This window comes from Bacillus niameyensis (assembly GCF_001375535.1).
In the GTDB taxonomy this organism is placed as follows: domain Bacteria; phylum Bacillota; class Bacilli; order Bacillales; family Bacillaceae_C; genus Lederbergia; species Lederbergia niameyensis.
In genome coordinates this window covers 3,548,292-3,569,500 of sequence record NZ_LN831197.1, presented here as the reverse complement: position 1 = coordinate 3,569,500, position 21,209 = coordinate 3,548,292, and the positions used below count along the sequence as shown (strand labels likewise).

The window sequence follows — 21,209 nt, the reverse complement described above, 5'->3', positions numbered from 1 at the left end:
ATGCATCTTTTTCTTTCGGAATAATCCCTCCATGCCAAATTTCTTGTATGCGTTGACCCAATTGATGACCTGTTTCTTCGACTTCACGCCATGTTTTTCTGCCAGTCGTTTATATCCTATTTTTCCTTCTAGATATTCACGCACCACCATCACCTTAAAATCATCTGTATATTTAGCCATAATAAAACACCCCAAAAGTTAGATTTTGACTCTAACTTTTGGGGTGCACTTCATATTACATTATTTTGGGGGCTTTTACATATGAGAATTTTCTAAGTACCTTTCTATGAGTTCCTTGTTCTTAAACTCCCTAAGCGTTTCCTGATATCTTATTTTTTCTGCCTCAGCTTGTATCTCTCGTTTCAAAGCTTCATAATGTTTTTGAGTGATGGCTCTGTTTCTATACGCTTGGTCAATGACAACTTTTCTTAGTTCAAGGTTAATTGTATTCATCTTCATTCCCCTCTCTATCGTCCTCATCTCTAGTATAAGCAGCTTCATCGGAAGACGTGAATTCTCTTATATACATTTCTACACGGAAGCTTCATCATATTCTATTAAACCCGTAATATAATGATCCGTCATGGAATTATAAGCTTGTCCATTTCGAAAAAAAATTGTTTCTCTGCTCCTTTTAACGCATGGTTCGTATGAGTTATTTAAATTGCACTAGAATCCATAATCCTGCTACGATACAAGGTGGTCTCTTGACTCTAAATGGAGTCCATATTCGCAGGATTTTTCCGCAGCCAGATGCGATCAAAACCTAAACCTTATTCTTCTACTTCCATAAGTCCAAGATCTAAGAAGACTATTGAAAGTAGGCTTAATAATTTATTTTTATTTTGTTCATTAAAATAATCCTCTTGATAATTAAACACTTTAAGATTTAAGTCGGCAAACTCATCCAGATTAAAATCATAGTCAGCTTGAGCAGCATCAATCTTCCTCAAGGCTAAGTTCATTTCTTTAACGGCGTGTAGAATTGTTTCATCACTAATTTTACTCTGATTAATATTTTCAGCATGTATAAATTTTTTTAATCGTCTGCCTGTTTCAAAATCTAACCTGTAAGAATCAGAAATAAAGTTGGAAACGGTAAAACTTTCAATACAGGGGTAACTTAGTATTAATAAACCTTGTCTATTAAAACCATTTGAGTCCCTTGAACTACTTAAACTCTTAATAGCGTTACGGATCATCTCAGAATCTGTATTCGAATGAGCATCTCTATCAAATATATAAAATATAGCCGCCCGGTCCACAGGGAAATTGTATGTGTCAATTAATAATTCAAACACCTTGTTCAAGTATTCGTTAGTATCATCAATAAATTTAAATGCGGACTCCTCTGTATTGATAACAAATACAGAGGAAGTTATTTCATCCTTTGCATTATACTTTGCCATTCTATCATATCGCTCAAACTGATAATCAAATATACCCGTAAAAATTTTATTTAGTAGATAATATTCAGTCTTTAATCCCTCAACAATAAAAAGAACTTTCCCAATGTTTTTGTCTTTATTCAAAGTTATTTTTTTCATCGCTAAACTTCGGTATCCCCCCAAAAACTCCACTAGTATACATCTTTTCTAAATTTTGAGCCTCTCTAGGCTTTTCAGAAGAAAACCTTTTAATTTTACTTCCATCTATACTAACAAAATCAACTGCATAAAGCTGATCTGGTCTCAATAATGAATTGGTTAGCAAGTTCGTGGAATGAGAAACAAAAATGATTTGGGAGTTTTTGGAGTGTTTCATAAAATAAGCTATTAATAATTCTTCAAGGAAATTATGCAACCCGCTACTGAACTCATCAACGATTAGCATTCCCCCATTTTTTATCACGTGGAAAAAAGAGGGTAAGAGGTTCAGTAAATTTTGGTTTCCTAGAGATTCCATAGGATAAGGGATTGGCTCCCCTACACCCTCACGTTTAAAAAAGATATCCTTTTCCTTCGCTGTAATAGCTGTATACTGGCCTGAACTTTTATTTGAATATTCTACTCTTTGGTTAAAATTGTAGACCTCAAAAAAACTATTTATCGATTCCACTCCTTCCGCTTCCAAATACTCATTAAGTCCTAAAGGAAACTTTCCTGGAGAAAAGACTTGCCTTTTATATCCATCCAAATATACAGAATTAAGCAGAAATAGAAACCATTCTTTCAAAACACTATTATTTCTAAACTTAGTGTTGAAATAAATCTCTCGCAATAATAAAGAATTCTTATCAATGTCGCTATAGATTTTTGCTTCGGTTATTTCTGTTTCTGCGCTACTACCAACCCTATTAAGGACTACTCTATTATCGATTTTTAACTTTTCAATAAAAGCTTCTTCCGCTACATCGTATTGAATCAAATAATTAATACTGTGACCTTTAATATTAAAATCATATTCCAAAACAAAGTACGTTTCTTTCGAAAATAAGCAGTGATAAGTAGATAAGTTTAAATTCTTTTCAGCAAAAAGCATATCAAGGAGAAACTTCAAACCACGAATTATATTTGTTTTTCCCGAAGCATTTGCCCCTACAAACATAACCCCTTTTAAGGTATCCTCATAAATATTTTTATCCGATAAAATTTTATAATTTGTCCTATCTATTTCAACGGTGGTGTCGATTTTAAATGATGTAAAATTATCCAATCTAAATTTTGTCAGCATTTAAATCCCTCCCTCTATAATTAATTATACAACATAAATGTAAAAAATATACACTTACGCATAAATGTGTGTAATTTTTTTACACAACTAGATGAATATATTACCAAGATGAAAAATTCACAGCCTCTATAACAGTGTTATTTAGAAATACTTTTGACAGTTTTAGGCTCAGCACCGCTTTCTTTTCAATTAAGGCAACAACTTCCAACAGGGCCCGTGCTGCATCATTTTGATAAATAATGTCGCTGATGCACATGATCAGAGACAAATTTGGCTTAGAATTGGAGATTTTGTCTCCGATAGACCTCCTCAGAGACAAAACTTCGCTTTTTTGATAAATAATGTCGCTGATACACATGATCAGAGACAAATCTGGCTTAGAATTGGAGATTTTGTCTCCGATAGACATTCTCCATTCTCAGAGACAAAACTGCGCTTTTTAGTAATGTTGCGAAGCTTGTCAAATACGCGCTTTGCATTCGGATCCTTCGCGAATAAACTTCGCCTGTTTCCAGGTAGGTGCTAGGAATAGCGAGCTGTGCTTGCGGAATCACCTATGATCGTTCAATTGCTTGACCTTAATATTGGAATCCATCAACAGAAATCTTCAATATAACGTTTTATTGTAGTAGAATTTTAAAAAAGTATTCTTTTTTAAAGTCCAAACGGATGGTCTTTTTATATTCTGAATTACGCTAGACATGCGATCATAGGGTGCCCTACGTAAAATGTCTCACTATACATATATAAGTTTTGATAAATTAAGGGCACCCCCTATAGGCTTTACAACTGGAGTATTAAGAACAACCCTATTTGGAGTCATATTCTCAATTCTTTATATTGGAATCGGTTCAATATTGCCGCTCGTCATCTTTCATTTCTTAATAAACTATGTGGCAAAATTAGGCGATTTTAAAGCAGAAAATTAACTTGATCCGCTTGGAGAACAATTTAAGTTATTAAAAGTCAAGAATCGAAATTAGGTGAAGAGGAAATTGGAAATTCGGACAGCAATCAAAATGCCAAAGCCAGCAACCATTGCGATTATTTTTCTTGTCGTGATAACGATGTCGTTGTATGGATACTTTCGTTTTGAAGGAAGCGTTATATACCCTTCTGTTCAATTTGGTATAGAAGCAGATTTTCTATCAGAGGCTTACTTTTCCGAACTCTCGGATCAATATGATCAAATTCGCTCAGAGCATCGAAAATGGTATGTATTTGACACATCGAAAGCAATTGCATCGCACGCAATTCTAACGCATATGATGGATGATTTGTTGAAAAATCAAGAGCTCTTAAATGGGCATAAGCAATTTGATCTGTTTTTTGAAACATTTGATCAACATGTCAAACAGCTCCCTTACATCACGGAGGAGCTTCATTACTTTCGCAACGAACTGAATCAATATGGAGAGGCACCAAAACAATTAGAAGAAATGATTGAATTAGCAGCATGCGGCAAATGGCAGCTATTTAGCGCTAAGTATCACCGATATGAAGTGAGCGAATATGACGCTGATTATAATGTAAAATTTATATCATCGAATGGTCGTTTCGAAGTTGTCTATCATGCTGAAACAGGTCAGATTGTAAATGATCCGGTTAACATGGGCACCTATAATTATGCGCCTGGCAGCATCATTCCATGGAAATATTACCAGCATCATAAATATGATAAAGTCCCTTGGAAAAAATGGGGCAATACCAATCAGGTTTCATACGAGGAAATTGCACAAAAACAAACGCGACATGGCTCAATACAGCAAAAGGATAGTTCAGATGCGCTCAAACAGCTGATTGAAAACAAAGTGCTAGAATTAGAGTCGTGTCAACAATAGACGGATTTTACAAATCCAAACATTCATTTTTTGTAAAATTCCCCCTCCTCTGTTAAGATGAAAATACTGGAGATATTGGAAGGGGATCAAGATTCGATATGTGGAAGCACTTGTAATGATTAGAAATTGAATAGGCAAGTTTTCAACTCTCATTTAAGAGGGTTTATTTGACTATCTATAATCATTCAAGGACTGCATTTTCGGCTCAAAAACCCCTAGTTAGAGGATGGGCGCTTTTTGTGTCTGTCTTTTTTGATGGGAATAATTATATCTCCTATTGACCTTATTTATGCGTCCTCATTTGGAGGGACTAATTTGAAAAACAATCATTCATTATACAACTTAAAGGATTCTGTACAATCTATCGTACATGCTATTAACCAAGTCCTAAAAGATCGTAATCATCCTTTGGTGGTGTCTTTCGATGGCGGGAGTGGTTCTGGAAAATCGACGTTGGCTTCTGAGGTAGCTGCAACGATAGGAGCAACGATTATTCAATGCGATGCTTTCTTTGCTATCGAAATACCTGACCATGAATGGGATACTTACTCAGTTGAAAAGAAGTGTCGTCTATGTATTGACTGGGAAAGAGTACGTGCTGAGGCCTTGCTACCTTTACTTGCGGGCGAAAAAGCAGAATACCATCCTTTTTCTTTTTCGACTATGAACGGTTTTTCATCTGAGCTAGTGGTGTTGGAACCTTCAAAAGTAATCATTCTTGATGGCATATATAGCTCACATTGGTTATCCGATTTGACTGATCTTACTGTTTTAGTGGATGTAGCTCCCGAGATTCGGCGTAAGAGGCATAATCTTAGAGAGGGATCTGAAGATAGAGAATGGCATTTGCGATGGGACCCAGTAGAGGACTATTATTTTTCTGTTCTACGTACTCCAGATTCATTTGATTTAGTCGTTGGGAATGAATAACACTATTCCGTTAACGGGCGCTTTCCTTGAGTAAGGAAAGCGTCTTTTTGCTTGTTTTGCAAGTGTTATGATAAATGTGATTGCAAATTTGTTTGCCTTTGAATCCTAAGAAAGAAATTATTAGACAAAAGTGAAAGGATGATCAATACAGTACCTAGAAGATCGAATACCGTTACATGATTACCTTGGATAATGGAAATAAAGAGTGTTGTCACGGGAACGAAGTTAAAAAACAAAAGTGCATTTAATGGCGATAATAAACTCACGCCTACATTCCAACCAAGCAAAGCGATAAGACCAGGGAATATAACCATAAACAATAAATGTGGGGTCACTGTTTCGATAGCTGATCCTGATGGAACAGATATATATCCAAACAGCGTTGCGCCTGCTATAATCACAATGGCTGTGAGCGTTCCAAGTAAACAGCTTAACGTTGAATAACGCAAAGCAGACCAACCGCTAAACTCATTTCTCCCCATCGTGTAAATGACCCATCCAATAACCGCAATTAAAATAAGCACGGACGGTATAAAATGATCTGTTGCACTAAGAAATGCTTGAATATCCCCTTTTGTAATCACTAACAGAGCGCCGATAAACGATACAAGTACACATATTAGCGTGAATAGATGGGGATTATTTTTAAAGATCATCCAGCCAATCACAATGGAAATCATCGGCATCAGGGATTCCATAATGGACGCCACCATCACTCCGGGTTCACCTAATAAATCTTCTCCCCAAAAGATTAATAGATTATAGACTGTGAACGCCATTGTACCGAAAAACCATAAGTGAAGGCCTTTTCCTTCAAATCGAAAAGCCTGACTCCCCTCTTTCCATAATAGTATCGCTACTAAAATAATCGTCACAGCTCCATAACGAATAATTGTAAAATAGAAGGGATCAATGTGTTTGAATGCCTCATGTGCTACAGGAAACATTGCACCCCATGAAACAGCAGCAATTAAACATAAAATAGCTCCTAATAATACACTATTTCTCAATTTTCCAATTCCTCCTTCATTAAAGCGGGCACATTCATCATCAAACAATTTAAGCATCTTGTAAAATGAACAATAATGATGATTTCCATCATTTTTAATGATATCATCGGAACGAATACCAAAGAATAAAGGGTGCGAAAAATGGAGTTAAAGGACTTAGAGATCTTTCAGATTGTGGCGGAAAAAGGAACAATCACAGAAGCGGCAAGAGAGTTTAATTATGTACAATCGAATATTACATCGAGAATTCAGAAGCTCGAAACGGAACTGAATACCGCTTTGTTTAACCGACACCGCCGTGGTATGACTTTGACACCTGAAGGAAAAAAACTATTAACTTACAGTAAAAAAATATTATTGTTAACAGATCAAATGAAAAAGGACCTTCAAAGTAAAGAAGAACCGTCTGGAAAATTAGAAATTGGAACAGTTGAAACCGTCATTCATTTACCAAAAATATTATCGACCTATATTAAAAAATATCAAAATGTCGATCTATCGCTATGTACTGGTGTCACAGAAACACTAGTGGAAAAAGTATTAAATCATAAATTGGATGGAGCATTCGTTACTGAATCAGACTTTCATCCCAATCTCCTAGCACATGAGGTGTTTCAAGAGAGGCTTGTTTTAATTTCAAATAGGCGCTCTTCCACACTGGAAGACTTAAAAGAGGAACCGTTCTTATGCTTCAGTAAAGGCTGCGCCTACCGAGCGCGTCTTGAAGCTTGGTATAAAGACCTAAACATCACACCTAAAAAAATGATGGAATTCGGTACACTTGAAACAATCTTGCAGAGTGTTGCCATGGGACTTGGCGTTACATTTGTTCCTGAGTCATCAGTTAGCCATATGGTACAAAGTGGACTCATACAATGTCATCCACTTCCAGACGAATATAGTAAGTTTAAAATTGTCTTTATAAGAAGAACTGACGCTTACTTAACAGCAACAATCGAAAAGTTTATCGAAACATTAGAGACGAATAGACAAGTTTAATCGAATTACTTACCACCCAAATTTTTTTAACCCCGTTCTCAATTCAGTACGGGGTTGTGCTTATTTGGGCATCTAAATTGCTAGAAAACTTAATTCGTATAAATTATCTGAAATAATGAACCGTTTTAATTGAGAATTGTTATCACTTAGTGTATATTAGATAGTAACGAAGAAAATATGGAATAAGGAGAATGAATCATGCAAATATATTGGACGAAAATAAATAAAATTATTGAAGAAACGCCTGAGATTAAAACATATATGCTCGACTGTCCGGAAGGCTTTACATGGGAGGAAGGTGCTCACACCCACTTCGCACTGAAAGGCTTTAATGCTGGGGAGAAACCAAATCGCGGGCTCATTCGCCATATGTCAATCTCGACATTACCGCATGAAAATTCAATTGGCATCACAACACGCATCAAAGAGCAATGCTCTGAATTTAAAGAGGTTTTAAGAAATCTAGAAGTCGGCCATGAAGTGGCGCTCTTTAAAACTCATTCGAACGTACCACTAAAAAGAGAAGGCAAAAATGTATACCTGCTGTCGTCCGGTGTCGGCCTAGCTACCTTCAGACCACTTGTGCTTGAGTATTTTGAAAGTGCAGAGAATATCAACCAAATTCATTCGCTGAACGTTGATTCATCAAAAGACTTCTTATTCACTAATATTTTTGCATCTGCACCTGACAAGAAATTCACATCCCAGTTCGTCGATAGCCGCCAAGACTACTATGAAGAAGTGAAAAAACTTGCGGCAGACAAAGATGGACTTTTCTATATTGTCGGCAGTGACGAATTCCTCGTGCAAAACATTGAAGCACTGCGTGAACAAGGCATCAAGCCAGAACAGATTATGCTCGACAAGCATGAGCGCCAAAAGTCTGAGTTTTTATCATTGGATGTGCCAGTTTAAGCTTAACAGGAGCAATTGTTTAACAACCAATAGCCTAATTCCTCTCATGGAGGAGTTAGGCCTATTTGTTTTTCAGGTTTCTAAAAATTGCTTAGTGTTCACCGCATTATGGGCAGTTTGAACCACTGGCTGTCATTGGTTGAACTAGAAATGACAGAAAGGAATTCGAACGATATTCTTTCGAATTTACATCGGAATTTCGCGACTTCGAACAATAATCTTTCGACTTTGCATCGGATTTTTGCGACTTCAAACGCTATTCTTTCGACTTCACATGAGAATTTCACGACTTAAATCAATAATCTTTCAATTGAATGCGAGCGTGAAATTCCCCGTGCGTTTCTTACTTAAATTCACAAAATTCCTGGGTGGAGGTCAGGCTATATGCTATAGTAAAAGCGAAACTATAAGAATGTTTTCGCCATAAGCAAAATATTTTCAATTTGAATGGGGGAACGATAGTGAAAGTAAGTATCCTTGGGGGTGGCAATGAAGTTGGTGCCTCTTGTTTACATATTGAAATTGCGGGAACAAACTTGTTAATTGATGCCGGTATGAGGATGCATGGGGATCAGCCGTTGCCAGCACTAGGTATGTTAGAGGGATTAGGTAATCCGGAAGTCGTGCTTGTAACCCATGCCCATGCCGATCATATTGGTGCACTGCCGATTATCCACTCCCTTTATCCGAATGTGCCGATCTATGCGACACCGCCGACTATTGATTTAATGAAGATTATGATGAAAGATTCTTTTAAAATTTTGGAACAAAGATGCAGAGAGACGAATACACTTGCCCCCTATACAGAGGAGCAGGTCAATCATTTGCTACAATCCCTTCTGTTTTTTCCAGCAAATGGGCAGTTGCGAATTGGGAATGTCAAGATTACCAGCTTCCGTGCTGGACATATTTTGGGAGCAGTCATGTTTCTAATTGAAGGAAACGGAGAAACGATATTCGTTACGGGCGATTTAAGTTTTAAAGCGGGACGAACCATTCCAGGCGCACAAGTTCCACATAAGATTCAACCTGATGTATTGATCATGGAATCTACCTACGGAAACAGAGCCCATACAGATCGAAATACGGAGGAAAATCGCTTAGCCAAACATGTAGCAGAAGTCGTGGCAAATGGCGGATTTGCCCTGATCCCGGCATTTGCTTTAGGACGGGCGCAAGAAGTCCTTCTTATTCTACAAGACTATATGGATAAAGGATTGATTTCCGAATTTCCGATCTATGTGGATGGACTCGTTACACCTATCAGTAGAATTTATAAAGACTATCCCCATTTCTTAAAAGGCCCTGTTGCCCATCGAATCAAAAATAACGGAGATGCGTTTTTGACGGAAGGACGTTGTAAAGCTGTTCATCCGAAAGAACGAGAGGCGATTTTAAGCGGAAAGCCCGGCTGCATTGTAGCATCATCCGGCATGCTTATTGGCGGAGCCAGTTCGTGGTATGCGGAAAAACTTGTATCGAATGAGAAAAATGCCATCTTCATCACAGGTTATCAAGATGAGGAAAGCCCTGGAAGAAAATTATTAAATATCGCGGATGGAATCGAGGATAGTATCGAGCTAAATGGCCGATCATATCCTGTCAAATGTCGGATTGGAAAATACGGCCTCTCTGCTCATGCCGATGCCAATGAGATGAATCGATTTGTCCAAACATTAGATCCAACTTATACATTGCTCGTTCATGGAGATGATGATGCGAGGAATCAGTTATCCACAATCATTGATCCAAAATACCATCCAACGCTCGTTGAAAATGGGGAAACGTATCCATTTGAAAAGCGGAAGTCCGGAAAGGGAGTTATCGGAAAACGCAATCGAAACAAAACAAATAGTGTACTGAGAGAGAAAATTGGCAGTTTGCTTTTCTATCAAAAGGAATCGGGCGGAACCTTTAAACTAGCTCTTTGCCTCCACGTTCAACCGAAAACGAACACCCTTATATGTCAGACACTTAAGGGGAATCAAAAGAGGATCAGTTTGGGGCAAATAAAAGAAACCATCGGTCAGTGGAATCGCTCTTTCGAAGAATTGTCGGAAGCCGCGGACAAGGTATTGGCTTTTAGCCGCCCCTATCTTATAAAAATCGATTGGGCCACCTTGCCGAATAAAACCCTTACCCTTGAGGAGGTTTTCCATATCCTCCAATTAGATGATATCAAAAATCAATTAGCTGCTGCCTTAGCCCTACAAAGTCTACCGGAAACAGCCATCAAGCAAGTGCAACCGGGTGTGATGGCCTACAATCTGGATGAAACTGTGAAAAAAAGATTAACTAAATTGGATTTGCCCATCCAGGGTCTGCGCGTGAATCCAGCCAGAGCATTGGAGGTAATCCGAAAAGAATGGACAGATCATTCCCATTTTATCCGTTGTGGTGCAGATAATCTCGGAACAGCTGCGGAAACCATTACGATTTATTTTGACTTTCCAGATGCTGTATCAGAAGAGGAACGGTGGGAAATTACGGAAAAGGTAAAAGAAGAAACCGGTTGGCCTGTACAATTCTCAACATCCGTTCGCCAAGATTTACTCCAAGCGGAACTGACAGCATTACTGGGAAATGCGATTCCGTCACCATCCATCCATTTGCAGGAACGTAAAGTTATAGTTGCTGTAGAAGAAATGGAAGATGCCGAGAAAATGATGACCCAATTTAAGCAAAAGACAGGATTTGACTTGCATTTAAAAGGGAAGGATGAAACTAGTCAACAAGCAAGCTTTGACAAAGAGATCTTCCAATCAGGGGCACCATCCAAGCGTCTGGAGAATAATCAAGCGATGGAGGAAGCCAAGAAATGGGCGAATGAGCGGGAACTTACGATTTATAAGACGAGCATCAAACAAATAAGCGGAACAACCGTCATGGAGATCCACTTTATTTCCCCTGAGATTGCTAAACGTCATGAAATCGAGCTGGAGGAACTTTCCTACCGCATTGGGTTGCCTGTCACTTATGCAAAGGCACCAAAGCAAAATGAAATCATTAACTACACATTGCAATTATTGCCTTCAAATTGGACACTTAAGAAAAACCCTTCCATTCACATGGATAAAGCAATGGTCGCCATAAAGCTCACAGATATGCCAGCGATGGAGGAAATAGAGGCAATAAGGAAGAATTTAAATCAAATGACCGGGTATACGTTGGAAATCCAGCTACATTAAATCATAGGAGTATAGATACCTTCTAATATACACAGTGCAGTCGGAAGAACCGCCTCCATTCTTCCGAAGGCGTGCCGAAATGATTAAAACAGCTTGATCGAATGACGAATGGCTTCCGAGGGGGAATTGCCGGTAATTGCAGCAAGACCATCCATGGGTAAAACAGATGTTATGCTCCTTTTCGCCAAAGAAGCGGGAATCATCACTTCCTTCATATTATCTTTTTGTTGGAAATGCCCGATCAACAATTGGTTTAGCGAATGATTGCCTCAACAGGATCAATCAACCGAGTGAAACTTCGGAACTCCCAGCCGCTCATTTTTGAAAAAACAGAGAACCACCCTTTGCTTTCAAAGGCGTTGTGGTTCTCTTGTATTCTAGTATGGTTTTCGTACTGTTTTTAATTGGTTTTGGAAAGTTTCAGATAATACTTGTTCAATTTTATCGTAAGTAATACTAGCCGATAGATCATTATATGAAACCCGGGGTTATTGGAATTAACGCTCACTTTTATACCTAATTTATTAAACAATTTATCCACCCCATTCGTTAATTGGTTATAAGCAAGAGCTGATTCCAAATCCCCTAATTGATATACAAATAGTATACTAATGTACCATTGACTCACTATTGATATATCATATATATTATCTGTAATCGTAACGCCTATAGGGGGTGAATAAATAAGTTTTAAAAAAAACAATACTATCGTTGCTAATGTGACTTCGGATTGACCAATTTGAAGGCGGTTACGAAATGCTATTCAGACTTCCAAAAGGCAATGGATTACCTCGCATTGCTCGTATGTTAGGGTCTAACCCACTACTCAGGCCTTTATTGCAAAGTGGATGAAAGCGAGCGTTTTATACCAACAAAATAAGGGGTGCAATTATGCATATTAAACAGTGTCGAACATGTTTTGTTGTGGCAGGAATACTACTCATTCTGCTAACACTGCTCCCGGTTTCTGTTTTTAATTCTCCAAAGACAGAAGCTGCAAATTTGTGGAGTGAAGAATACGATGCAGCTGAAGGAATATTGCATAATGTCGGAACAGAAAGTTCTGAATCAGGCTATTATGGTAAGGGTTACGTTGCCGGATGGAATAGTGACGGTCAAGCGGTAGATATTGAAGTGAATGTACCGAGTGAAGGAAACTATACGCTTGTATTTAAATATTCAGGCGGTGCAGGTTCTGCCATCCGTTATCTAGACATAAACGGTGTGACGATTATAGATAAAGTTCGTTTTTCTGGAACAGGAGGCTGGGGAGACTGGCAGACAACATATGTAAACAATGTATTTTTGACAGCGGGAAAGCATACAGTCACCCTCGGTTATGATTCTAGTAAAGGAAGTGCGAACTGGCTAAATTATGATAGCTTAATCGTCCAAGAGCCGAGCCCAATGGACGAAGTTGAATGGGGCTTGAATGAAGAGGCTGAGCTGGCGCAAGATTCGCTTCATAAAAATTTTTGGAACAAAGATACTAACCTTTTTAACAATCAATATCCCAATGATCGAAACAATAACCAGTTCCATTACTGGTGGCTAGCTCATGGGATTGATGTATTGATTGATGGTTATGAACGATCCGGTGATCAAGATTACCTTGCCCAAGCAGGCTCCTTATATGAAGGAATCAAAACAAGAAACGGCGGCGATATCCGCAATCACTTTTATGACGATATGCTGTGGATGGCACTAGCTTTGCAACGTCTCCATATCCATACCGGTAATCCGAAATATGAACAAGCTGTCCTCACATTATGGAATGATATTAAGAATGGTTGGAATGATGGATCTGGCGGTGGGATTGCCTGGAATAAATCCCAGCTTGATTACAAAAATACGCCTTCAAACGCACCCGCCGTTATACTTGCCGCTCGCCTATACGATCAATACGGTAAAGAAGAAGACTTAGCATGGGCGAAGAAAATATACAATTGGCAACGCGATACATTAGTTGATCCAACAAATGGTTTTGTCTGGGATGGTATAAATCGAACCGGTAATGGCCAAATCGATAAAAATTGGGCTTTTACGTACAACCAAGGTGTGTATATCGGGGCCTCTGTTGAGCTTTTTGAAATAACCGGCGAGAAACAATATCTCGATGCTGCTGATCAAACTGCAAAAACGACAATGAATGAATTCTCCAATCATAACGGGATTATCTATGAGGGTGGTGCCGGTGATGGTGGATTATTCAAAGGTATACTCATTCGTTATGTAACCGAACTAGTCAAGACAGATGAATCTCATTTAGAATTAGCGGAATGGGTAGTAAAAAATGCAAAAAGCGCTTGGAATCAAACGAAAGATCAATCAGAAATCCTATTTGGCTCCTCATGGGAAGGTGCGATCCATACACCCGTTGACCTAAGTCAGCAGCTAAGCGGAGTCATGTTGTTAGAGAAAGCAGCAGAACTTGAGCCAATCATCTTTGAGAATGTCTCGAAAACTCTATCATTACGGATTGATCAGTATGAAAAAGATGTTCATTTGGAAAAATCACTAGCAAAAAAACTCAGTAATCGTATTAGACAAGTGCAACATCATTACGATAAAGGGCATATTAAACAAGCTATAAAACACTTACAAGATTTTGAAGACCATTTGCAAAAAGGTAAAAGCAAAGGTGAAATTGAGGATTCGGCTTATATAGAGATACAAGGATTAATACACAAAGTCAATTGATTCATGTTCATGTTAGGTCTCTGCTTCGGGTGGTTTTCTTGTAGTAAAGAACTGTTCCCAGATCAATTTCTTTTGGTTTCAATTCTTGACTATCATGAAGAAGGGGACATAAAAAAAGTCGATGAAGTAGCCCCAATACGAACTGTTTCTAATAAGGACGCAAACAAAGAGTTCTTTAATGCTAAAGAAGGTACAATGGTTTATTATTAGAAAAAGGTTCTAATCCTTTTTCTAACAACCCCACGAACAAACGGAGTCAATAGTAGAGGTAGTTACCTTATGCCTCAAAGGCATTTCCTCTAACCAACTTTTGGGTATTATATGCCGTTTTCTAAACATTCTTATTAGTATCTAATAGTCTTAAAAAGGAGAAATGCATGTGGATCAGTGGAAAATAGGCCCCACTATTAAAAGATTAAGGATAAGTGAACAACTTTCTCAAGTAGAACTTGCCTTGCGAAGTGAGCTTGATGAAAAAACTATTAATAAATTAGAAAGGAATCAACAAGAGCCACTCTTCCCTACCATCGTTGCCCTAGCTGAGGCTTTTAAAATGCTTCCATCTGAGTTCATAAGGGAAATAGAGAAGGATGTCTTTTCTGACAAAGAGATGTGAAAAGCGGGCGTAAACTTGTAAAAGCATCCTCTAAATTGCATCTATGCTGACTTTATCGTAAAAAAGTTTCACAAGGACAATGCGAAGTCGCAAGTACCGTGCACCTTCCCTTTTAATTATGAATAGTTATATGTATAATGGACATATTCTAAAAAAAGAGAAGTGCGCTAACACTTCTCTCCCCAACTGCTACCGTCAGAGTGGTGGTTGTCTAAAAAAGAGTTATTTTTTACGAAAGCCACCCTTTAGCTTGCGACGGCGTTGGGTGGTTTTCTTGTGTTCTAGTATGTTTCTCTGAAAGAAATGAGCACTTAATGCACGGACAATCCCTTTCAGAACTTCACGTAGAAATTCAAGAAATGTTTCCATGGTTTCACCTCCTTCCCTAGAAAAAAGCGAAAGAAGAGTGACAACCAACCACCCTCACAATATTCAGTTGCTAGCTTAATATTACCATAATATTCTTTAAACTACCGAAAAAGCAAACGTATATTCCTAAATACTAAATATCCATCAGCATGAATTATAGTAAAGCAAAAAGTTCTTATTAAGTTATACCTATAAGCTATGAACATGATACTTTATTCATATTTCTAATTTACTATTCTGATTGTTTATAATAATATTAGATAGTTATGTCATTCATGTGGTTTTGCTGTTATCGAATGTAATTAGCTAGACTATATTTTTTTAACCTATTCAATAAACAATACAAAAAGATTATCGGGATGGGGGAAATGTGGATTTTTTTGTTTGTGAGAAAGGGTGATTATCGACTGATGAAGGGAAAGTTTTATGTTGTCTTAGTTTGGGTTCTTTCTCTATCTTTTCTAGTCTTTGTCAGTGGTTGTTCTGTTCAGGAGACTCAAAAGGATACAAATATTATCAAATTGGCGGCCTTATTACCGTTGAGTGGTGAGTTAGGATCAAAAGGGGAAATTCGAAAATTAGCAATTGAGATGGGTGTGGAAGATACCAATAAAAATTGGGAAGAAGAAGGATTGGATCGGCAATTCGAAATTACAGTTGAGGATAGTCAGAGTGATCCAGAAGTTGCTCTTTCAAAAGCAAAGAAACTATGGAAAGAAGGGCATGAAATCTTTATTGTTGGTTCAAGTGCAGAAGTAGAAAGTATACAACCTTGGGCGTCTAAAAAAGGTGCTATCGTTATCAGTTATAGTAGCACTTCGCCTGCACTTAGAATTGAGGGGGATAGTGTCTTTCGGATGGTTCCTGATGATACTGAACAAGCCAAAGCATTAGCAGATTTATTGGAATATGAAGGAATTTATGGGATTGTCCCCGTTTACCGAAATGATATTTATGGTAGTGAATTAACTAAACATTTTACGGAAGAATTTGAATCACTTCATGGAACGGTTACAGAGCCCGTAACATATCAACCAAAGGAAACAGATTGGGAACTTATTTCCAAAAGAATTGCAGATGCAGTGAAGAGTTTGGAAATGGAAAAGGAACGGGTTGCAGTTGTTCTTGTTGCATTTGATGAAATAGCCGATATGCTCGGAACTAGTGATAATGAAGATAGTCTAGAGGGGATCCGTTGGTTCGGAACGGATACTGTTACGCTCAGTCCCGTCATTTTAGAAGATAAAGAAATTGCAGAAAAGGCATCACAAGTAAACTTGACAGGAGTGACATTTGGAATTCCTGATTCAACCTTGTTTAACACGATTCAATCTGAATTGGAAACTGGTACAGAAGGAGTCTTTCTTCCAGATGCACTGTTTGCTTATGATATTCCAGGTATGTTAGCTTCTGTGATGAATCAACTTAAAGATCCGTTTGACAGGGAAGAATTGCTGAATCATATGATAGAAGGGTCAGCAACTTATGCAGGTGTGACAGGCTGGACACATCTAAACGAAAAAGGAGATCGCAAATACTATCATTATGATATATGGGAAGTTCAGGAAGGTAATGATGGATCAAACAATTGGATTCAAACCGCAAAATATTTAAGGAATCCAGGTTTGCCAGGATACATTTCTCCCAATTAATTCTTAAAATAATGGTGAAAGGTGATGAAGAAGATGAACATGTGGATTCGCAATATAGGAGTAGGCTGTGTTTGTATAGTTTTGACAGTCTTTTCTGGAGTAGGTAACGAAAAAAGTTATGCGGTTGAAGAAGATACTTATGAAACAGAAATGAAGGAAGCACTTGAAGCTTACGAAAATATGGATACCCAATCACAGCAGCAAATGTTGGCTAGTGTTAATAGAGTTGTTCCTGCTGATTCAAAAGGAGAGGACTTAAAAGCTGCGATCATACTGGTTCAGGAGAACCAACTTCGGTTACTAGATAGTCAATTTAAAAAACAGAGTGACTTAGTGAAGGATGGAGACCAACATTTACAAGAATTAAATGAATTATTGCAAGCTACAAAAATAACAGAGGAAGCAATACGAAATAGTAAAGACCCTCAAGAAATAATGCTCCTATTCCAAAATTTAGCTACAGAAATGCGGAATGCGGCTCGAGAATCACGCCAACAAGAATTAAATAAATCAATAGCGGATCTGCAAGCAAAAGCAGAAGAAATACGAAATGCAGCAAATAGCCGATTCACTGAAGCAATCATCCAACAAAGTATTTCAATAGCCGGGGGAGTTGCAAGAGCTGTTGACTCTGAAATCAATGTTCAATCCCAAAATCAACAGATGGATATGAACAGATTACAATCTTTGTCCAATATGCGGAATGAAGCAATTGAAAGGATGGAAAAATATCAGCAATTACAAGGTGCATCTGAAGAAGTGATCAAGAAGGTCAACTAGCTGTATGAAGCCTAAAGTTTACGAGTCTTAATTATTACATATCCATATCTTTGCTTCTTATTAGTAAAAAACTAATGGGAAGTTTTTTCTATTTGGCTCTTAAAATGGATTTTCCACACTATAATCCGAATACCCAACTTTTGTAGATAGTTAAAGCAGGATTTGCCATTTCCATATTGATAGAAAGGTTGGCAAAGCTGATTACGACCATCAGCGAGTACCACAACCTTTCGATTTCCACCATATTTTTCCAACCCCAGCCATATTTTTTCGACTTTCAATGATAATTTTTTACTTTCGTTCGTAATTTATCGATTTTCGATGATAATTTTTCAACATTCGACCTCGATTTTTTGACTTTCCTAATAATTTTTCGACTTTTGACCGCAATTTTTCAACTTTCAATAATAATTGACCCGGTTTCCCCAAGCTTTTACTCTATTTTCTCTTGAATCTAATATCGACCCCCACCTTCCTATATTCCCTAGCATAATAAGGAAATAGGCTTCGATCTCTTATTCTCCTGCGTTTAATAACCTTTCAGAAAAATATTAAAAATAAGGTGTCCTTTTCCCCAACTCATCTCTATATAGAAGGTGAAGGGGGTGAGGGACATGGCGCAAGAGTACTTGAAGACATCAAGTTTGAAATTGGTATTCGATTATGGATTGGACGAGAATGACAAACCTGTCTATAAATCCAAGACTTTTAATCGAATCCGCCAACAAGCTTCGGCTGACGAGCTTTACGAGGCAGCAGAAGCGATCGGTTCTTTATCGGAGCAGCCACTGTGGGCTGTGGAAAAGAACAATACCTACCAGATCGGGTAATAAACAGATTCATTTAGAAAGTGAGGTGAGAACATGAAAACGTTGGAATTGAGTTTTCTTTCGGAAATGGAGAAAACAGTCCGGATTACGATTGATCAACCCGTAGAACCTATTGACCCAGCTCAAGTGAAAGCGGCTATGGACAGCATTATTGCGGCTAATGTGTTCCTTGATACTGACGGAAACGCCTTGACTGAGGCAAGATCTGCAAGAATTATCGAGCGAAACGTAACACCAATTGAAATTGAAATGGCGTAAGAAAAGAGGCTCACTCAACCGTTTGGGTGAGCCTCCCATTTATATAGGAAAGGAAGTGGAAAAATTGTTAGAACAAATTCTCCCGTTAATCAGTGAGATTGGTTTCCCGGCGATTGTAGCTTTTTACCTACTCCACCGGGTCGAAACGAAACTGGATGCCGTCATTCAATCACTCCAAAACCTGCCAAAGCAAATGCAGAATTTAAAAGATTGAGAGAAAATGGAGAAGAAATGTAGCCCACGCATAGGTCGTGGGCTGCTTTTATGTTTTTTTGATTTTGTCCCAGAGACGCACAGCTGGAGGTCAGGCCCTAAAGTTCCGCACAAAAAAGGAAAGGAATAACAACCATTTTCTTGTTGTTCTTCCTTTCCTAATGATAAAAATGTTTTTCTAATGTTTCATAATCGTTCTGGTCAGTTAATATACTAATTGCCCAAGTATACGGAGATTCATGAAACCCCTGTTTATCCTTGATTAATGACTCCTCAACATTAGAATCTTTAATCAATTTCATTGCCTCGGCTTCACTTTTACCAAACTCACTTATTAGTTCATTTGAAATATGATGAACCATTAAGTTAATTTCATTACGAAGTTTGGTTATATTATTTGTATTTAACATTTTATCACCTCCACCTTTTTTTCTTGGAAAAATTCTCACCCCATGTGTTTTAATGCTATCAGAGTACAAATCTATAGTTCCATGATATAAAGGTAGATTAGCGTCATAGTTAATATACAATCGTATTGACTCCAATCTAACTATCTATTTACTGAATTATATCACGAATACCCTGATAATTCATTTGGCTTTTTGTTTAAAATACATTTAAGTACCCCGAATATCGGGATCCATCTACATATAAGATGCCAAGTCGCCAGAACAGCTACCCTGTTTTCGAATAAATTCATACCATTCCGAAATAGCACTCTTTGAGAAACTCTTCTTATACAGACGGTGTAGCTCGATGTAACCCAAAGATCTATTCACTCTAGATACTTAAATTCAATAATGGTAACTGTTTAATCTTATTTGTGGAAAACTGTTGATTCTAATTTATCTTTTACAATTTCCCAAAGTGCTCACAATTATGTAACAATTACTTTTTACTCACGCATTTATGCCCGTAACCCTTAGTGCATCAACTATACAAGATGATGGGTTCCAATTGGGCTTAAGGTGTTTTTTGCCCTACGGAAACATATTGGAACTGCATTCCATCGCACAAAATGTATTCATATATTCTAATTGTCGTGGGGATCGTCCTCGTAAGAAAGTGCTAAAGGGAAATGTAAACTCCCCCCCCAGAAATATGGATTAACCTTTCTTAATAATCTCCCGACTTCCCTATTAATTTTTCAACTTCTCACCGGAATTTCGCGACTTCCCCTGTTAATCTTTCGACTTCTCACCAGAATTTCGCGACTTCTCCCGTTAATCTTTCAACTTCCCACCAGAATTTCGCGACTTCTCCCGTTAATTTTTCAACTTCTCACCGCAATTTCGCGACTTCTCCCGTTAATCTTTCGACTTCCCGCCGGAATTTCGCGACTTCCCCTGTTAATCTTTCGACTTCTCACCAGAATTTCGCGACTTCTCCCGTTAATCTTTCAACTTCCCACCGGAATTTCGCGACTTCCCCTGTTCATTTTTCAACTTCCCGCCGGTATTTCGCGACTTCCCCTGTTAATTTTTCAACTTCCCGCCGGAATCTCCCGACTTCCCCTATTAATCTTTCGACTTCCCGCCGGAATTTTGCGACTTCTCCCGTTAATTTTTCAATTGAATCCCCCGCCAGAATTTCACCACTTCTATAAAATCCGCTTCAAATTCCATTTTCTCTATCCAAAATTCCAATTTGCCCGCTTCTTTCGCCTTTTTGCATCGGTTCCATCCAATAAATTCCCTTTCAGTCATTCGCTCGGAAAATAGCTTTCTATTATGGTGGAGTTACCCGGGAATACATGTAAAGCGCGCTTTCTGAAGGGAATCTGGATGGAAAGCTTTGAGCATGTTTCAAGTCAATATACTCCGATGATTTACAAAATCATTTCGTCTTTGAATATTTTTACAAACAAGGATGAGTTTTTTCAAGTGGGACTGATTGGGTTATGGGAGGCTTATGAGCGGTTTGATTCGGAAAAAGGGAGCTTCACCAATTACGCTTACACCTATATTAAAGGGAAAATGATGACGGAGATGTCGAGGACGAACAGGCACGCGGAAAGAGAAATGCCTGCCCAAGATCAATTGGAATACTTGGAGGCTGGATATGCCCCCTTCTTCATGGAAGAGGATATTCTTCTTTCCTACTGTCAGGCAGCGAACCTAACAGATGGCCAAACAAAATGGGTTCTCTATACATTTCTAAAGGGACTAACGGTAAAAGAGATCGCTTCGATTGAACAGGTTTCTGAATCAACCGTGAAGAAGTGGCGGGCAGAGG

23 protein-coding genes are annotated in these 21,209 nt (G+C 38.1%); 14 read left to right on the top strand and 9 right to left on the bottom strand.

From position 1 onward, the window contains the following. From BN1243_RS16645 to BN1243_RS16630, 4 genes are all read right to left on the bottom strand, one after another. The coding region (locus tag BN1243_RS16645; RefSeq protein WP_154669962.1) for a transposase at nt 1-180 on the bottom strand (180 nt) is incomplete at its 3' end. 75 nt (nt 181-255) lie between these two features. Further along, on the bottom strand, nt 256-453 hold the full coding sequence (locus BN1243_RS16640) for a hypothetical protein (protein WP_062108686.1): 198 nt from the start codon (nt 451-453) through the stop codon (nt 256-258). A 320-nt stretch (nt 454-773) separates the two neighbouring features. Beyond that, nucleotides 774-1,547 carry a hypothetical protein gene (locus BN1243_RS16635; protein WP_062108684.1) on the bottom strand — a complete coding sequence of 258 codons (774 nt, stop codon included), beginning with the start codon at nt 1,545-1,547 and terminating at the stop codon, nt 774-776. Then, complete coding sequence (locus BN1243_RS16630; RefSeq protein WP_230200231.1) at nt 1,525-2,655, bottom strand: AAA family ATPase; 1,131 nt, start codon at nt 2,653-2,655, stop codon at nt 1,525-1,527. The genes BN1243_RS16635 and BN1243_RS16630 overlap by 23 nt, the downstream gene beginning before the upstream one ends. 746 nt (nt 2,656-3,401) lie before the next feature. Between BN1243_RS16630 and BN1243_RS16620 the strand changes: the two genes are divergently transcribed. The 3 genes from BN1243_RS16620 to BN1243_RS16610 all read left to right on the top strand — a co-directional run bounded on the left by BN1243_RS16620 (nt 3,402) and on the right by BN1243_RS16610 (nt 5,444). Continuing rightward, entirely contained in the window at nt 3,402-3,602 is a 201-nt protein-coding gene (locus BN1243_RS16620; RefSeq protein WP_062108677.1) for a CPBP family glutamic-type intramembrane protease, read from the top strand. Nucleotides 3,603-3,668: 66 nt separating this feature from the next. Then, a complete protein-coding gene (locus BN1243_RS16615; RefSeq protein WP_230200230.1) occupies nt 3,669-4,514 on the top strand; it encodes a hypothetical protein in 846 nt (281 codons plus the stop codon). 315 nt (nt 4,515-4,829) lie between these two features. Further along, complete coding sequence (locus tag BN1243_RS16610; protein ID WP_062108675.1) at nt 4,830-5,444, top strand: uridine kinase family protein; 615 nt, start codon at nt 4,830-4,832, stop codon at nt 5,442-5,444. A 65-nt stretch (nt 5,445-5,509) separates the two neighbouring features. Here the strand turns inward: BN1243_RS16610 and BN1243_RS16605 are convergent, their stop codons facing one another. Continuing rightward, the gene (locus BN1243_RS16605; RefSeq protein ID WP_062110708.1) at nt 5,510-6,454 is read right to left on the bottom strand and encodes a DMT family transporter; all 945 of its coding nucleotides are present in this window, start codon (nt 6,452-6,454) and stop codon (nt 5,510-5,512) included. A gap of 141 nt (nt 6,455-6,595) precedes the next feature. Here BN1243_RS16605 and BN1243_RS16600 point away from each other — a divergent pair, with 141 nt between their 5' ends. The 3 genes from BN1243_RS16600 (at nt 6,596) to BN1243_RS16590 (ending at nt 11,556) form a co-directional block, all read left to right on the top strand. After that, nucleotides 6,596-7,453, top strand: a complete 858-nt coding sequence (locus tag BN1243_RS16600) for a LysR family transcriptional regulator (protein ID WP_062108672.1) — start codon at nt 6,596-6,598, stop codon at nt 7,451-7,453. Nucleotides 7,454-7,651: 198 nt separating this feature from the next. Continuing rightward, nucleotides 7,652-8,368 (top strand): hypothetical protein, encoded by a 717-nt coding sequence (locus tag BN1243_RS16595; protein ID WP_062108671.1) that lies wholly within the window; start codon nt 7,652-7,654, stop codon nt 8,366-8,368. Between the two features lie 461 nt (nt 8,369-8,829). Continuing rightward, nucleotides 8,830-11,556 carry an MBL fold metallo-hydrolase gene (locus BN1243_RS16590; RefSeq protein WP_062108669.1) on the top strand — a complete coding sequence of 909 codons (2,727 nt, stop codon included), beginning with the start codon at nt 8,830-8,832 and terminating at the stop codon, nt 11,554-11,556. Nucleotides 11,557-11,639: 83 nt separating this feature from the next. On the opposite strand, the gene BN1243_RS22730 is transcribed toward BN1243_RS16590, so the two are convergent. Beyond that, nucleotides 11,640-11,804 (bottom strand): hypothetical protein, encoded by a 165-nt coding sequence (locus tag BN1243_RS22730; protein ID WP_230200229.1) that lies wholly within the window; start codon nt 11,802-11,804, stop codon nt 11,640-11,642. Between the two features lie 643 nt (nt 11,805-12,447). On the opposite strand from BN1243_RS22730, the gene BN1243_RS21420 reads away from it, so the two are divergent. Together BN1243_RS21420 and BN1243_RS16570 are read left to right on the top strand one after the other, a co-directional pair. Further along, nucleotides 12,448-14,256, top strand: a complete 1,809-nt coding sequence (locus tag BN1243_RS21420; RefSeq protein ID WP_069201797.1) for a glycoside hydrolase family 76 protein — start codon at nt 12,448-12,450, stop codon at nt 14,254-14,256. A gap of 379 nt (nt 14,257-14,635) precedes the next feature. Further along, nucleotides 14,636-14,872, top strand: coding sequence for a helix-turn-helix domain-containing protein (locus BN1243_RS16570; RefSeq protein ID WP_062108664.1), 237 nt, complete (start codon nt 14,636-14,638; stop codon nt 14,870-14,872). A 222-nt stretch (nt 14,873-15,094) separates the two neighbouring features. Here BN1243_RS16570 and BN1243_RS22380 read toward each other — a convergent pair whose 3' ends face one another. Next, nucleotides 15,095-15,241 carry a hypothetical protein gene (locus tag BN1243_RS22380; RefSeq protein ID WP_195892123.1) on the bottom strand — a complete coding sequence of 49 codons (147 nt, stop codon included), beginning with the start codon at nt 15,239-15,241 and terminating at the stop codon, nt 15,095-15,097. A gap of 410 nt (nt 15,242-15,651) precedes the next feature. Here BN1243_RS22380 and BN1243_RS16565 point away from each other — a divergent pair, with 410 nt between their 5' ends. The 5 genes from BN1243_RS16565 (at nt 15,652) to BN1243_RS16545 (ending at nt 18,975) form a co-directional block, all read left to right on the top strand. After that, nucleotides 15,652-16,893, top strand: coding sequence for an ABC transporter substrate-binding protein (locus tag BN1243_RS16565; protein ID WP_195892122.1), 1,242 nt, complete (start codon nt 15,652-15,654; stop codon nt 16,891-16,893). Nucleotides 16,894-16,926: 33 nt separating this feature from the next. Further along, nucleotides 16,927-17,673 (top strand): hypothetical protein, encoded by a 747-nt coding sequence (locus BN1243_RS16560; protein ID WP_062108661.1) that lies wholly within the window; start codon nt 16,927-16,929, stop codon nt 17,671-17,673. 614 nt (nt 17,674-18,287) lie between these two features. Further along, a complete protein-coding gene (locus BN1243_RS16555; RefSeq protein WP_062108659.1) occupies nt 18,288-18,503 on the top strand; it encodes a DUF1659 domain-containing protein in 216 nt (71 codons plus the stop codon). Nucleotides 18,504-18,536: 33 nt separating this feature from the next. Beyond that, the gene (locus BN1243_RS16550; protein ID WP_062108658.1) at nt 18,537-18,761 is read left to right on the top strand and encodes a DUF2922 domain-containing protein; all 225 of its coding nucleotides are present in this window, start codon (nt 18,537-18,539) and stop codon (nt 18,759-18,761) included. Nucleotides 18,762-18,825: 64 nt separating this feature from the next. Further along, nucleotides 18,826-18,975 (top strand): YvrJ family protein, encoded by a 150-nt coding sequence (locus tag BN1243_RS16545; protein ID WP_062110704.1) that lies wholly within the window; start codon nt 18,826-18,828, stop codon nt 18,973-18,975. Nucleotides 18,976-19,132: 157 nt separating this feature from the next. Here BN1243_RS16545 and BN1243_RS16540 read toward each other — a convergent pair whose 3' ends face one another. Both BN1243_RS16540 and BN1243_RS22720 read right to left on the bottom strand, forming a co-directional pair. Then, nucleotides 19,133-19,384 (bottom strand): hypothetical protein, encoded by a 252-nt coding sequence (locus BN1243_RS16540; RefSeq protein ID WP_154669880.1) that lies wholly within the window; start codon nt 19,382-19,384, stop codon nt 19,133-19,135. 1,149 nt (nt 19,385-20,533) lie between these two features. Continuing rightward, the gene (locus BN1243_RS22720; RefSeq protein WP_230200228.1) at nt 20,534-20,680 is read right to left on the bottom strand and encodes a hypothetical protein; all 147 of its coding nucleotides are present in this window, start codon (nt 20,678-20,680) and stop codon (nt 20,534-20,536) included. 78 nt (nt 20,681-20,758) lie between these two features. On the opposite strand from BN1243_RS22720, the gene BN1243_RS16535 reads away from it, so the two are divergent. Next, nucleotides 20,759-21,209, top strand: a 451-nt coding sequence (locus BN1243_RS16535) for a sigma-70 family RNA polymerase sigma factor (protein WP_069201796.1), incomplete at its 3' end; no start/stop codon positions are given.